The following is a 13,647-nucleotide window of genomic DNA, read 5'->3' as shown; positions in this document are numbered from 1 at the left end:
GTCGCGGGCGGAACGGCGCGGGCCAGGGCGGCCTTGACGCTGCCGATCAGTGCCTGCTCGTCGAAGGGCTTCTCCACGAAATCGACGGCGCCGGCCTTCATGGCCCGCACCGCCAGGGGCACGTCGGCGTGGCCGGTCATGACGATCACCGGCAGGCCGCGCCCCTCCTGGACCAGCCGCTCCTGCACGTCGAGCCCGCTCATCTGCGGCATCCGCACATCGACCAGCAGGCAGCCGGGGCGCGACGGCGCGTCCGATTCCAGGAAGGCGAGGGGGGACGCGAAGCTCTCGACCCGGAAACCCTCGCATTCCAGCAGGATCACCACGGAATCGCGCACCGCCTCGTCGTCGTCCAGGACGAAGACCGTCATCTCCGACGGGGATAACGGGGGCGGCAAGGGGGTCTCAGGGCGCATCATCCTCTCCGGCAACCGGCACGGTGAAGGCAAAGGTGGCCCCTCCGTCCCCCGGTTCCAACCACAGGCGGCCGCCATGGGCCTCGATGATCGACCGGCAGATCGACAGGCCGAGCCCCATCCCCTTCTCCTTGGTGGTCACGAAGGGCTGGAAGAGCTGGGCCAGGACGGTCTCGTTCAGGCCGGGGCCGGTGTCGCGGACGGTGACGCGCATCAGCGCCGCCGAGTCCGGGTCGGGGCCGGTGGCGACGGTCAATTCCCGAATCTCCGACTCGGCCATCGCCTCGATGGCGTTGCGGACGAGGTTGAGGACGACCTGCTGGATCTGGATCTTGTCGATCAGCACGGGCCGTTCGTCGCCGCTCATCTCCAGCCGGACATGGACGCCGCGCTCCTTGGCGCCGACCAGGGCGAGGGCGCTGGCCTCCTCCACGACCTTGCCGATGCTCTCCACCGTGTGCTCGGTCTGGCCCTTCTCGATGAAGTTGCGCAGGCGGCGGATGATCTGGCCGGCGCGGGCGGCCTGGGCGGTGGCCTTGTCCATCGTCTCGCGCGCCTTGTCCGCCCCGTCCGGACGGTCGAGCAGGCGCTTCACCGCCTTGGCGTAGTTGATGACGGCGGTCAGCGGCTGGTTCAGCTCGTGCGCCAGGGTCGAGGCCATCTGGCCCATGGCGCTGACCCGGCTGACGTGCAGAAGCTCCGCCTGAAGCTCCTGAAGGCGCTTCTCGGTGGCCTGCCGCTCGGTCAGGTCGCGGATGAAGCCGGTGAAGCAGCGGTGCCCGGCCAGTTGGACCTCGCCCACCGCCAGCTCCATGGGGAAGACCGAGCCGTCGCGGCGCAGGCCGGACACCACCCGCCCGATGCCGATGATCCGGCGCTCCCCGGTGGTCAGGTAATGGTCCATGTAGCGGTCGTGCTGCTCCCGGTAGGGGGAGGGCATCAGCAGGCTGACGTTGCGTCCCGTCACCTCGGCGGCGCTGTAGCCGAACAGCCGCTCCGCCGCCGGGCTGAAGGATTCGATCAGGCCGCGCTCGCTGATGACGATGATCGCCTCGGGCACCGTCTCCAGGATGGAGGTGAGGCGGGCCTCGCGCTCGCGCAGGGCGGTTTCGGCCCGCTTGCGCTCGCTGATGTCGCGGATGATGCCGATGTAGACCGCGTCGCCGCCGGCCTCCCGGCAGGCCTCGCCGACCGACAGCTCCATCGGGAAGGTGGTGCCGTCGCGGCGCAGGCCGGTGACCTCGCGCCCGATGCCGATGATCCGGCGCTCCCCGGTCCGGTGGTAGCGCTCCAGATAGCCGTCATGCTCCTCCCGGTAGGGCGGCGGCATCAGCATCTTGACGTTGTGGCCGATCACCTCGGCGGCCGTCCAGCCGAACAGCCGCTCGCAGGCCGGGTTGAAGGTCTGGATACGCCCCTCGGCATCGATGATGACGATCCCGTCCGGCACCGTGTCCAGCATGGCCTGAAAGCGCAGCATGAGGTCCGGATTTCCCGTCCCGATATCGTCCGCCATCCCCGTCCCCAACGTCCCTTGTCCCTCGAACCGTTCTTGGCTCCAGAGTAGTTGAGTTGATTTCTCGGTCAACTGGGATTGGGGCCGGGATTGAGGCGGGGATTGGAGGTTGCGGGCGGGAAGAGCGCTCCCCGCCCGTTCCGGACCGGCGTTTCACGCCGCCTGCTGGCCCTCCAGCGTGACCGCGCGGTCGTGCTGAAGCTGGGCCGACACCTCCTCGGCGAGGCGGAAGGCCAGCGCCACGAGGTTGATGGTCGGGTGATCGCAACCCATGCTAGGGAAGACCGAGCTGCCGCCGATGTACAGGTTGTGCATCCCGTGCACCTTGCAGCGCGCGTCGACCACGCCCTGCTTCGGGTCGTCGTGCATGCGGGTGGTGCCCATATGGTGCCAGCACCAGGAGATGCGCTCCGCCCAGGCGCGCTCGGCGGCCTCCTGCGGGTCGGCCTCGGTCACCGTGATCAGGCCGTTGCGGGTCAGCTCCGTCCGCACCAGCTCGTTGGTGCGCAGGAAGTTGTCGCGGTCCTGCTCGGTCAGGCGCCACACCGTGTCGGCCCGGTTGAGGCCCAGCGCGTCGCGCTCCGCCGCCAGGGTCACCCGGCTGTCGGGGTTGGGCACCGGCTCGACGATGGTTTCCAGCAGGAAGCTGCGCGTCACCCAGGCCGGATTCACCACATTGTCGAACATGGCGTAGGCCAAGTTGGGCAGATGCAGCGCGATCTGCGGCACCGCCTCGCGCAGCAGGGCCTTGAGGTCGCCCTCGGCGTGGCCGAACTTGCGGCGGTCGGACATCAGCATGCGCAGGTCGTGCAGCGCCCGCACCCCGGCGGTCGCCTCGCCATGGTACTGCGCCACCAGATAGCTGCGCGAGTTCATCAGCCCCAGCCGGCGCTGGGTCTCCACCGTCGGCGACAGGGAGGCGGAGACGGGGAGATGCTTGGCGTTCAACCGGCGGCGCGACAGCGTCAGCGTCATGTCGTAGAGGCGGCGGTGCCGCGCCTGATCGGTCAGGCGGACGGAGCCGGCCTTGATGCGCGGGTGGTCGGTGAAGTAGCGGCCGACCAGATCGTGGCCATTGCCCAGGCCGGCGCTCTGCACCCGGTTGGACAGCAGCAGCAGGCGGGCGTTCTCGATGCCGCCGCAGCAAAGGACGAACTGCCGCGCGGTGACCGTGAAGCGGGCGCCGCTGAGCGCGGCGCAGCGCACCCGCTCGACCACCGTGGCGGTGTCGTTGGTCTCGAACTCGGTGACGTTGGCGTTCAGGTAGCAGGCGATGTTCGCGGCCTTGACGATCTCGTCGACGGAGGTCACGCCGACGCGCGGCTGGTCGCTGATCTGGGCGATCCGGTTCTCCAGGGCGCCGCCCTCGACCGGCATCAGCTCGATCCCGTCCGGCGCCAGGGTCTGTTCCCAATGGCCGTTGTCGTAGATGTTCGACGGCAGGTTCAGGTGGCTGTGGGCGCGGGCGTAGTAGGGAGCCAGCGTCTCCGGCCCGAAGGGCCAGCCGCTGTTCGGCACCCAGGGCCGCGCCTCCATGTCGATCGGCTCGAAGGGCCGGCAGAAGCCGCCCCAGCAGTTGGTGCTGCCGCCGAAATAGCGGCTGCGCGCGGTGGACAGCCGCTCGTAGGGCAGGCCGAGATTCTCCCCGGCGTAGAGCGACTGGGTGTGGCCGTCGGGGTCGAGCCCGCCGCTTTCCAGAAGGACGATCTTCCAGCGGGAACCGGCGAGCGCACGGGCTATGGCGAGCCCGGCGGCGCCGGCGCCGACGATGCAGAGGTCCGCGTCGAGGTTGGTGCCCGAGGACACCGAGCGAGCATCGAGGATCATGCTGCGCCTGCTTTTCTTTGGGGTTGAACGCACGGGACTCAGATAAATCCCAAGTTCCTGGTGCCGTTACTGAAATTGCGGGCTAGCCCGTCCAGCGGAATAGCCCCGGCACCGCCCCCATGGTCCGCATTTGCGCGGATTTTACCCGTTTTTCCAAAGGATTGGTCGCCTGTCTCCGGCACCACTTCCGATGCGGAGTCCGAAGGGGTAGTCCGGCCTTTCCCCGGATTAAAAATTCGGCGGAGTGCCCCCCAACGCCTGGAGCAGCGACACGGCGGCCAGCAGGCGACTCTGCCGCACCGACAGGGCGCTTTCCTCGTCCGACAGGGCGGCGGTCTGGGCGGTCAGGACGCTGCTGTAGGGCAGGGTACCGGCCCGGTACTGGTTCAGGGTCAGCCGCTCCGCCTCGCGCGCCAGCCGCACGGCGTCGTCCTGCACGGCGGCTTGCTGGGCCAGGATGCGCTGGGCGGCGAGCTGGTCCTCGACCTCCTGGAAGGCGGTCAGCACGGTCTGGCGGTACTGCGCCACGCTCTGGTCGAAGACGGCGCGGCGCAGCTCGACCTCGGCCGTCCGCGTGCCACCGTCGAACAGGGTTTGGGCGACCTGCGCCCCGACCGCCCACAGCGCCGTCGGCGCCTGGAGGAGCTTCGGCAGGATCGTCGCGCTGTTGGTGAGGGAGCCGGACAGCACCACGTCCGGGTACCAGGCCGACTCCGCGATGCCGATCTGGGCGTTGGCCTGGGCCATCTGCCGCTCCGCCGCCGCGATGTCCGGCCGGCGCTCCAGCAGGGCGGAGGGCACGCCGGGCGGGATCGCCGGGACCGCCGCGGTCAGCGGCGCCGGGGCCAGCGCGAAGGCGGCGGGCGCCTGCCCGACCAGGACCGCCATGGCGTGCTCGAACTGGGCGCGCTGCACCCCCAGCGCCACGAGCTGCGACTCGGTGGAGCGGACCTGGGTCTCGGCGGTGAAGACGTCGGCCAGCGTCGCCGTGCCCACGGCGTGGCGGTTGCGGGCGATCTCCAGCGACTGGCGGTAGGCGGCGATGGCCCGCTCCAGCAGCGCCTTGCGCTCGTCCGCTACGCGGAACTGGACGTAGGCGGTGGCGAGCTGCGCCTGCGCCGACAGGCGGGCGGCGGCGAGGTCGGCGGCGCTGGCCTGGAGATTGGCGTCGTTGCTTTCCACCGACCGGCGGATGCGGCCCCAGAGGTCCGGCGCCCAGCTTGCCCCAAGCCCGGCACCGTAGGTGGTCACCGGCGTGCCGCTGCGGCTGACGCCGGTGCCGGAGCCGGTGCCGGCGGTGCTGCGGTCGCCCGACCCGACGCGCCCGGCCCGGTCGGCGCTGCCGTTGACCGACAGGACCGGAAAGAATCCGGAGCGCGCCTGGTCCGACAGCGCCTTGGCCTGCCGGTAGGCGGCCTCCGCCGCTTTCAGGCTCTGGTTGTCGACCTCCACCCGGCGCATCAGCCCGTCCAGCACCGGGTCGTTGAAGACCGTCCACCAGGGTCCGGCCTCCGCCTGTCCGGGGGCGGCGGGGCGCCAGCCGTCCTCGCGCGGGACGGGGGGAGCTGCGAAGGCCACGGGAGTGACGCTGCCCTCCTTGTAGGCTGGCGGCACGGCGGCGGAGGGCCGTTCGTAATCCGGTCCCACCGCGCAGGCCGACAGCAGCGTGAGGGCGCCGAGCGCCGTGCCCAGGAGACGGGCGCGCCGCCCGAAGATTGTCGTCATGTCAGGTCCATCCAGAGGACAAGTCCCCTCTCCCCTCTGGGGAGAGGGTTAGGGTGAGGGGGCTGCGCTTTTGCCGGGCATACCAATATGCGAACCCCCCTCACCGCCCGCTTCGCGGGCACCCTCTCCCCAGAGGGGAGAGGGCTACTATGGCCGAAAGCGTCCATCATGCCGCGACCCCCGCCTCGGGACGCCGCCAGCGCCGGCGGCACCACAGCCGGAAACGGTCGAGGTACAGGTATGTCACCGGCGTGGTGTAGAGGGTCAGCATCTGGCTGACCACCAGACCGCCGACAATGGCGATGCCCAGCGGCTGGCGCAGTTCCGCCCCGTCGCCGGAGCCCAGCGCCAGCGGCAGGGCGCCCAGCAGCGCGGCGACCGTGGTCATCATGATCGGGCGGAAGCGCAGCAGGCAGGCGCGATGGATCGCGGTGCGCGGGTCCAGCCCCTCGCTCCGTTCCGCCTCCAGCGCCACGTCGATCATCATGATCGCGTTCTTCTTGACGATGCCGATCAGCAGGATCACCCCGATCAGGGCGATGATGCTCAGCTCCTTATCCAGCGCCATCAGCGCGACCAGCGCTCCCACCCCGGCGGAGGGCAGGGTGGAGAGGATGGTCAGCGGGTGGATGTAACTCTCGTAGAGCACGCCCAGCACGATGTAGACGGCCAGCAGCGCCGCCAGGATCAGCACCGGCTGGTCGCCGATGGACTGCTGGAACACCCGCGCGGTGCCCTGGAAGCTGCCCTGGATGGTCGTCGGCACGCCGATCCGGTCCATGGTGTGGCGGATGACGGCCAGTCCCTCGCCCAGCGAGACGCCGGGGGCGAGGTTGAAGGAGAGGGTGGTGGCGACGAACGGCCCCTGGTGGTTCACCGACAGCGGCGTGTTCTCCAGCGAGACGCGGGCGATGGCGGAGAGCGGCACCATCGTCTCCACGCCGGTGCTGAGCGCCGACCCGGTCGAGGCGGCGGTGCGGCCGGTGGCGGCGATCTGGTTGATGCGCTGGTTGCGCGCGGCCTCGGTGTCGGCCGTGGCCGCCCCGGCGATGGCGCTGGTCGCCTGCGTCCCGCTGACCGCGCCGCCGGATTTGCTGATGAGGATGTCCTTCATCATCTCCGGGTCCTCGCGGTACTGGGGGGCGACCTCCATGATCACGCGGTACTGGTTCAGCGGGTTGTAGATGGTCGAGGCGGAGCGCTGGCCGAAGGCGTCGTAGAGCGTGTTGTTGATCTGGTTGAAGGACAGGCCCAGCCGCGCCGCGGCGTCGCGGTCCACCGTCACCTCCAGCGCCAGCCCGCGCTGCTGCTGGTCGGAGTTCACCTCCGTCAGCTCCGGCACCTGCTGGAGCGCCTGGGTCAGGCGGGGCGCCCAGGTCTGCAACTCGTCCAGCGTGTCGCCCTGAAGCGTGAACTGGTAGTTGGCGTTGGCCTGCCGCGCGCCCGCCCGCAAATCCTGCATGACCGACAGGTACAGGTTGGCGCCGGGGACCTGGGTGAGCTGGGTGCGCAGCCGGGCGATCACCGCGTCGGCGGTGACGTCGCGCTGCGCCAGCGGCTTCAGCGACACGGCCATGAAGCCGCTGTTGGTCCGGCTGCCGCCGGTGTAGCCGACCACCGTGTCCACCGCCGGGTCGGCCTGCACCAGCGCCACGAAGCGCTCCATCTTCTCCTTCATCAGCGTGAAGGAGGTGCTCTGGTCGGCCACGATGAAGCCGATCAGCCGCCCGGTGTCCTGCTGCGGAAAGAAGCCCTTGGGGATGATCGTGAAGAGATGGACGCTGAGCGCCACCGTCGCCGCGAAGACCACCATGGTCAGCAGGCTGTTGTCGAGCGCCGCCGTCAGCGTGCGGTCGTAGAGGCGCAGCGTGCCGCCGCCGATCCAGGCGCCGACCCGGCGCAGGGCGGCCACGGCACGGCCCGGCTCCCTGGCCTTGCGCGGCTCGCGCAGCAGGACGGCGCACATCATCGGCGTGGTGGTCAGGCTGATGACCATCGAGACCAGGATGGCGATGGACAGGGTTAGCGCGAATTCGCGGAACAGCCGCCCGACGATGCCGCCCATCAGCAGGATCGGGATGAAGACGGCCACCAGCGACACGCTCATCGACAGGACGGTGAAGCCGACCTCCCGTGCGCCGCGCAGCGCGGCCTGGGTGCGGGACATGCCGTTCTCGATGTGGCGGGCGATGTTCTCCAGCACGACGATGGCGTCGTCCACCACGAAGCCGGTGGCGATGGTCAGCGCCATCAGCGACAGGTTGTTCAGGCTGTAGCCGAGCAGATACATGGCGCCGAAGGTGGCGACCAGCGACACCGGCACCACCACGCTGGGGATCAGCGCCGCCCGCGCGTTGCGCAGGAACAGGAACACCACCATCACCACCAGCGCGACGGCGATGATCAGCGTGTGCTCCACCTCGGCCAGCGAGGCGCGGATGGTCGTGGTGCGGTCGCTGGAGACCGACAGGTCGATGTCGGCGGGGATGGAGGCGCGCAGCTCCGGCAGCATGGCCTTCACCCGGTCCACCGTCTCGATGATGTTGGCCGCCGGCTGGCGGTTCAGCATCAGCAGGACCGACGGCTTGCCGTTGGTGATGCCGGCGTTGCGCAGATCCTCCACGCTGTCCGACACCTCGGCCACGTCGGACAGGCGGACGGCGGCCCCGTTGCGGTAGGCGATGACCAGCGAGCGGTATTCCTCCGCCTTGCGGGCCTGATCGTTGGTGTAGATCTGGAAGCGCAGCTCCCCGTCTTCGACGGCGCCCTTGGGGGCGTTGGCGTTGGCCGACGCGATGGCGGCGCGCACGTCCTCCAGCCCGATGCCGTACTGGAACAGGGCACGCGGGTTCAACTCCACCCGCACGGCGGGCAGCGAGCTGCCGCCGATGCTGACTTGCCCGACGCCCTCCACCTGCGACAGCTTCTGTTGCAGCACGGTCGCCGCGGAATCGTAGAGCTGCCCCTGGCTGAGCGTCGCCGAGGTCATGGTCAGGATCAGGATCGGGGCGTCGGCGGGGTTGACCTTGCGGTAGGTCGGGTTGCTCCTCAGGCTGGACGGCAGGTCGGCGCGGGCGGCGTTGATGGCGGCCTGCACCTCCCGCCCCGCGCCGTCGATGTCGCGGTTCAGCCCGAACTGCAGCGTGATGCGCGTCGATCCGGCGGAGCTGGAGGAGGTCATCTCCGTCACGTCGGCGATCTGCGCCAGATGCCGCTCCAGCGGTGTCGCGACGCTGGCCGCCATCGTTTCCGGGCTGGCGCCGGGCATCGAGGCGGTGACCGAGATGGTCGGGAAATCCACCTGCGGCAGCGGCGACACCGGCAGCCCGACGAAGCCCAGCGCCCCGGCCAGCGCCAGCCCGAGCGTCAACAGCGTCGTCGCCACCGGCCGCCGGATGAAGGGCGCCGACAGGTTGGCGGCCCAGCTCATCGCGCGGCCCCTTCCGTCTGCCCGTCGGGGCGCCCGCGCAGGCGCGCGGCGAGCCGGTCGAAGGCCAGATAGATCACCGGCGTGGTGTAGAGGGTGAGAAGCTGGCTGAGGATCAGCCCGCCGACGATGGACACGCCCATCGGCTGGCGCAGCTCCGATCCCGTGCCGGAGCCGAGCATCAGCGGCAGAGCGCCGAGCAGCGCCGCCATGGTCGTCATCAGGATCGGCCGGAAGCGCAGCAGGCAGGCCTGATAGATCGCCTCGCGCGGCGGCTTGCCCTCCTCCCGCTCGGCGTCGAGCGCGAAGTCGATCATCATGATCGCGTTCTTCTTCACGATGCCGATCAGCAGGATGATGCCGATGATGGCGATGATGTCCAGGTCGTGCCCGGCCAGCATCAGCGCGATCAGCGCCCCGACCCCCGCCGAGGGCAGGGTGGAGAGGATCGTGATCGGGTGGATGTAGCTCTCGTAGAGGACGCCCAGCACGATGTACATCGTGACGATGGCGGCCAGGATCAGCAGAAGCTGGTTGCCCAGCGACGCCTGGAAGGCCAGGGCCGCGCCCTGGAAGCGGGTCAGCACGCTGGCCGGCAGGCCGAGTTCCTGCTCCGCCGCCTCGATGGCCTTGACCGCGGCGCCCAGCGAGACCCCCGGCGCCAGGTTGAAGGAGACGGTGACCGCCGGGAACTGCCCAAAATGGTTGATCTGGAGCGGCGCGTTGCGCACCTCCATCCGCGCGAAGGCGGCCAGCGGCACCTGCCCGCCGCCCGCCGAGGGCAGATGGATGGAGGTGAGCAGCTGGTCCACCGTCATGCGGTCGGGGTCGGCCTCCAGGATCACGCGGAACTGGTTGGCCTGGGTAAAGATGGTGGAGACGATGCGCTGGCCGAAGGAGTCGTACAGCGCGTTGTCGATGGCCGCCGTGGTGACGCCGTAGCGCGCGGCGGTGTCGCGGTCGATGGTGATGGCGGCGGACAGCCCCTTCTCCTGAAGGTTGCTGGTGACGTCGGTGATCTCCGGCACCGCGGCCAGCCGCTCGATCAGCCTGGGCGCCCAGACGCGCAGCTCCTCGGGGTTCGCGTCCTCAAGCACGAACTGGTACTGGGTGCGGCTGACCGTGGCGTCGATGGTCAGGTCCTGCACCGGCTGCATGAACAGCTCGATCCCCGGAACGGCGGCGGTGTTGTGGCGGATGCGGCGGATGATGTCGGCCACATGGTCGGTCCGCTGCTCCTTCGGCTTCAGGTTGATGAGGAGGCGACCGCTGTTCATGGTGGTGTTGCTGCCGTCCACCCCGATGAAGGAGGACAGGCTGACCACGTCGGGGTCCTTCAGCACCTCCACCGCCAGCGCCCGCTGCCGCTCCGCCATGGCGGCATAGGAGACGGACTGGGTGGCCTCCGTCACGCCCTGGATCAGGCCGGTGTCCTGCGCCGGGAAGAAGCCCTTGGGGATGGCGGTGTAGAGCACCACCGTCAGCGCCAGCGTGCCCACGGCGACCAGCAGCGTCGCCCCCTGGCGGTCCAGCACCCAGCGCAGCGTGCGGGCGTAGCCGGCGATCACCGCGTCGAACCACGCCTCGCTGCGCCGCGCGATGGCGGACATCTCCTTCGGCTCGCGGTGGCGCAGCAGCTTGGCGCAGAGCATCGGAACCAGCGTCAGCGAGACGACGGCGGAGATCAGGATGGTGACGGCCAGCGTGATGGCGAACTCGCGGAACAGCCGGCCCACCACGTCGCCCATGAACAGCAGCGGGATCAGCACCGCGATCAGCGAGACGGTCAGCGACACGATGGTGAAGCCGATCTGCTTCGACCCCTTCAGCGCGGCCTGGAGCGGTGGCTCGCCGCGCTCCACATGGCGGGCGATGTTCTCGATCATCACGATGGCGTCGTCCACGACGAAGCCGGTCGCGACGGTCAGCGCCATCAAGGACAGGTTGTTCAGGCTGAAGCCCGCCAGATACATCACCGCGAAGGTGCCGACCAGCGACAGCGGCACCGACAGGCTGGGGATGATCGTCGCCGGGACGTTGCGCAGGAACAGGAAGATCACCAGGACCACCAGCCCCATGGCCACCATCATCTCCATCTGCACGTCCTCGACGGAGGCGCGGATGGTCACGGTGCGGTCGGTCAGCACGGCGACATCGACCGAGCCGGGCAGGGCGGCGGTCAGGTTGGGCAGCATCTCCTTCACCCGGTCCACCACCTCGATCACGTTGGCGCCGGGCTGGCGTTGGATGTTCAGGAGGATGGCCGGCGTGTCGTTCATCCAGGCGCCCAGCCGTGTGTTCTCGGTGCTGTCCAGCACCTCGGCCACGTCGGACAGGCGCACCGGGGCGCCGCTGCGGTAGGCGACGACGAGGTCCTTGTACTCGTCGGCCCGGCGGAGCTGGTCGTTGGCGTTGATGGTGTAGTTGCGGGTCGGCCCGTCGATGGTGCCCTTGGGCGAGTTGACATTGGCCGTGTTGATGGTGCTGCGCAGGTCGTCGATGTTCAGGCCGTAGGCCGCCAGCGCCTGTACGTTGGCGCGGATGCGCACCGCCGGGCGGTGCCCGCCGCTGAGGCTGACCAGACCGACGCCGGGAAGCTGCGACAGCTTCTGCGCGAAGCGGCTGTCGGCGAGGTCCTGCACCTGGGTCAGCGGCAGCGTCTTCGACGTCAGGGCCAGCGTCAGGATCGGCGCGTCGGCCGGGTTGACCTTGGCGTAGATCGGCGGGGCGGGCAGGTCGGAGGGCAGCAGGTTCCCGGCGGCGTTGATGGCCGCCTGCACCTCCTGCTCCGCGATGTCGATGCTGAGGTCCAGCCCGAACTGGAGCGTGATGACCGACGCCCCGGCGGCGCTGACCGAGGACATCTGGACCAGCCCCGGCATCTGGCCGAGCTGGCGTTCCAGCGGGGCGGTGACCGACGAGGTCATCACCTCCGGGCTGGCGCCGGGGAAGAAGGTCTGGACCTGGATCGTCGGGTATTCCACCGCCGGCAGCGCCGACAGCGGCAGGAAGCGGTAGGACACCGCCCCCACCAGCAGGATCGCCAGCATCAGCAGCGAGGTGGCGACCGGTCGGACGACGAAGGGGTGGGAGATGTTCATGGCCGGAAATCGCGGTGGCGCGCGTTACGACGCGTTGCGCTGGGGACGGCGCTGCGGGCGCGGCCCCTCGCTGGCCGGAGCGGACGAGGTGGCGGGAGTCGCCGGCTGGGCCGCGCCGTCGGTCGCCGCGACCTTGGCGCCCTCGCGCAGCCGGTCGGCGCCCTGGATCACCACCGTCTCGCCGGGTTGCACGCCCTTGGTGATGACGGTCTTCGCCCCGTCGCTGGCGCCCAGCGTCACCGGGCGGACCGAGGCCGTGCTGTCGGCGCCGTTCACCACATAGACGTAGGTGCCGGGCGCCCCGCGCTGCACCGCCGCCACCGGGACCATCGGCACGCCGGCCAGCGTGTCCACCAGAAGCTGGACGTTGACGAACTGGTTGGGGAACAGTGACTGGTCGGCGTTGTCGAACTGGGCGCGCAGCTTGACCGTGCCGGTGGTCACGTCGATCTGGTTGTCCACCGTGGTCAGGGTGCCGGTCGCCAGCACGCGGTCGCGCGTCCGGTCGTACGCTGTGACCAGCAGCTTCGCCCCGTCGCGCAGCCGCGCCATGATCGCCGGGATGTTGTCCTCCGGCAGGGTGAACAGGACGGAGATCGGCTGCACCTGGGTGATGACGACGATGCCGCCGGCCTCGCCCGCGGTGACGTAGTTGCCGGGATCGACCAGCCGCAGCCCGGCGCGGCCCGAGACGGGTGCGGTGATGCGGGTGTAGGACAGGTTCAGCTTGGCGTTCTCGACCGCCACCTGATCCGCCTTCACCGTGCCCTCATATTGCTGGACCAGCGATTCCTGGGTGTCGCGCTGCTGCTTGGCGATGGAGTCCTGCTTGACCAGCAGCCGGTAGCGCTCCAGGTCCAGCCGGGCGTTCTTCAGCAGCGCCTGATCGCGCAGAAGCTGAGCCTCGGCCTGCTCGACGGCGAGCTGGAAGGGCCGCGGGTCCACCTCCGCCAGGAAATCGCCCTTCTGGACGGCCTGCCCCTCGGTGAAGGCGACCTGGGTGAGCTGGCCGCCGACCTGCGGGCGCACCGTGACGGTGGCGAGCGACGAGACGGTGCCCAGCCCGTTCAGCCGGATCGGCATGTCGCCCTTTTCCACCGTCGCGGTCACCACCGGCGCGGCGGTCGGCATGCCGGGCCGGAACCCGCCGGGGCCGCCACGGGCCGCCGTCTCCGGCGCCGGGCGGAAGGCGAACCACCACACCCCGCCGCCGATCAGCGCCAGCACGACCAGCCACGCCAGCACCCGGCCCAGGATCGAGCGGCGCTTGGGCGCGTCGGTCCGCTGGGCCTCGGGCGCCGTCCGGTCCCGGCGGGCCTCCGGCGCTGCCGTGGCGTGGCTGTCCGGCCCGGGCGCGGGCGGCGGTTTCAGGGGCGTGTCCAAATCCATCGGGTCCTTCATCGCCTGCGGGCGTCGTCCGGAAAGTCGCGTCGGGAGGGGTGCCGATGGCCCAGCCCCCATCCCGGCGGGACGCTATCACGGCGCCGCGCGCAGAATATGTCCAGAAGGGATTAGATTTGTAACGCTCGGTAACAGCGTCGAGGGGCGTCGGGAATCCCTTCTCCCCTCCGGGGAGAGGGTTAGGTCCTGTCTGACGAGACTATTGACGTTGTGCTTCAGAGCGCAAGGTCAGTT

The 13,647-nt window shown here is 69.9% G+C and carries 7 protein-coding genes; all 7 read right to left on the bottom strand.

Going from position 1 to position 13,647, the window contains the following annotated elements; all coding sequences use genetic code 11:
* Nucleotides 1-398, bottom strand: a 398-nt coding sequence (locus DXK32_RS30245) for a response regulator transcription factor (protein WP_247877414.1), incomplete at its 3' end; no start/stop codon positions are given.
* Between the two features lie 7 nt (nucleotides 399-405).
* Nucleotides 406-1,896 (bottom strand): PAS domain-containing sensor histidine kinase, encoded by a 1,491-nt coding sequence (locus tag DXK32_RS30240; RefSeq protein WP_114861887.1) that lies wholly within the window; start codon nucleotides 1,894-1,896, stop codon nucleotides 406-408.
* 189 nt (nucleotides 1,897-2,085) lie between these two features.
* Entirely contained in the window at nucleotides 2,086-3,759 is a 1,674-nt protein-coding gene (locus tag DXK32_RS30235; protein ID WP_114861885.1) for an FAD-dependent oxidoreductase, read from the bottom strand.
* 228 nt (nucleotides 3,760-3,987) lie between these two features.
* The gene (locus tag DXK32_RS30230) at nucleotides 3,988-5,484 is read right to left on the bottom strand and encodes an efflux transporter outer membrane subunit (protein WP_114861884.1); all 1,497 of its coding nucleotides are present in this window, start codon (nucleotides 5,482-5,484) and stop codon (nucleotides 3,988-3,990) included.
* A gap of 166 nt (nucleotides 5,485-5,650) precedes the next feature.
* Nucleotides 5,651-8,914 (bottom strand): efflux RND transporter permease subunit, encoded by a 3,264-nt coding sequence (locus DXK32_RS30225; protein ID WP_114861883.1) that lies wholly within the window; start codon nucleotides 8,912-8,914, stop codon nucleotides 5,651-5,653.
* Nucleotides 8,911-12,012 (bottom strand): MdtB/MuxB family multidrug efflux RND transporter permease subunit, encoded by a 3,102-nt coding sequence (locus DXK32_RS30220; RefSeq protein ID WP_114861882.1) that lies wholly within the window; start codon nucleotides 12,010-12,012, stop codon nucleotides 8,911-8,913. Before DXK32_RS30220 ends, DXK32_RS30225 begins: the two co-directional genes overlap by 4 nt.
* 24 nt (nucleotides 12,013-12,036) lie before the next feature.
* Nucleotides 12,037-13,401, bottom strand: a complete 1,365-nt coding sequence (locus DXK32_RS30215) for an MdtA/MuxA family multidrug efflux RND transporter periplasmic adaptor subunit (protein ID WP_114861886.1) — start codon at nucleotides 13,399-13,401, stop codon at nucleotides 12,037-12,039.
* Nucleotides 13,402-13,647 lie beyond the last annotated feature (246 nt).

Origin of the sequence: Azospirillum brasilense (assembly GCF_003349955.1) — a bacterium.
GTDB classification, from domain to species: Bacteria; Pseudomonadota; Alphaproteobacteria; order Azospirillales; family Azospirillaceae; genus Azospirillum; species Azospirillum brasilense_B.
This window is presented reverse-complemented; position numbering and strand designations above follow the sequence as displayed.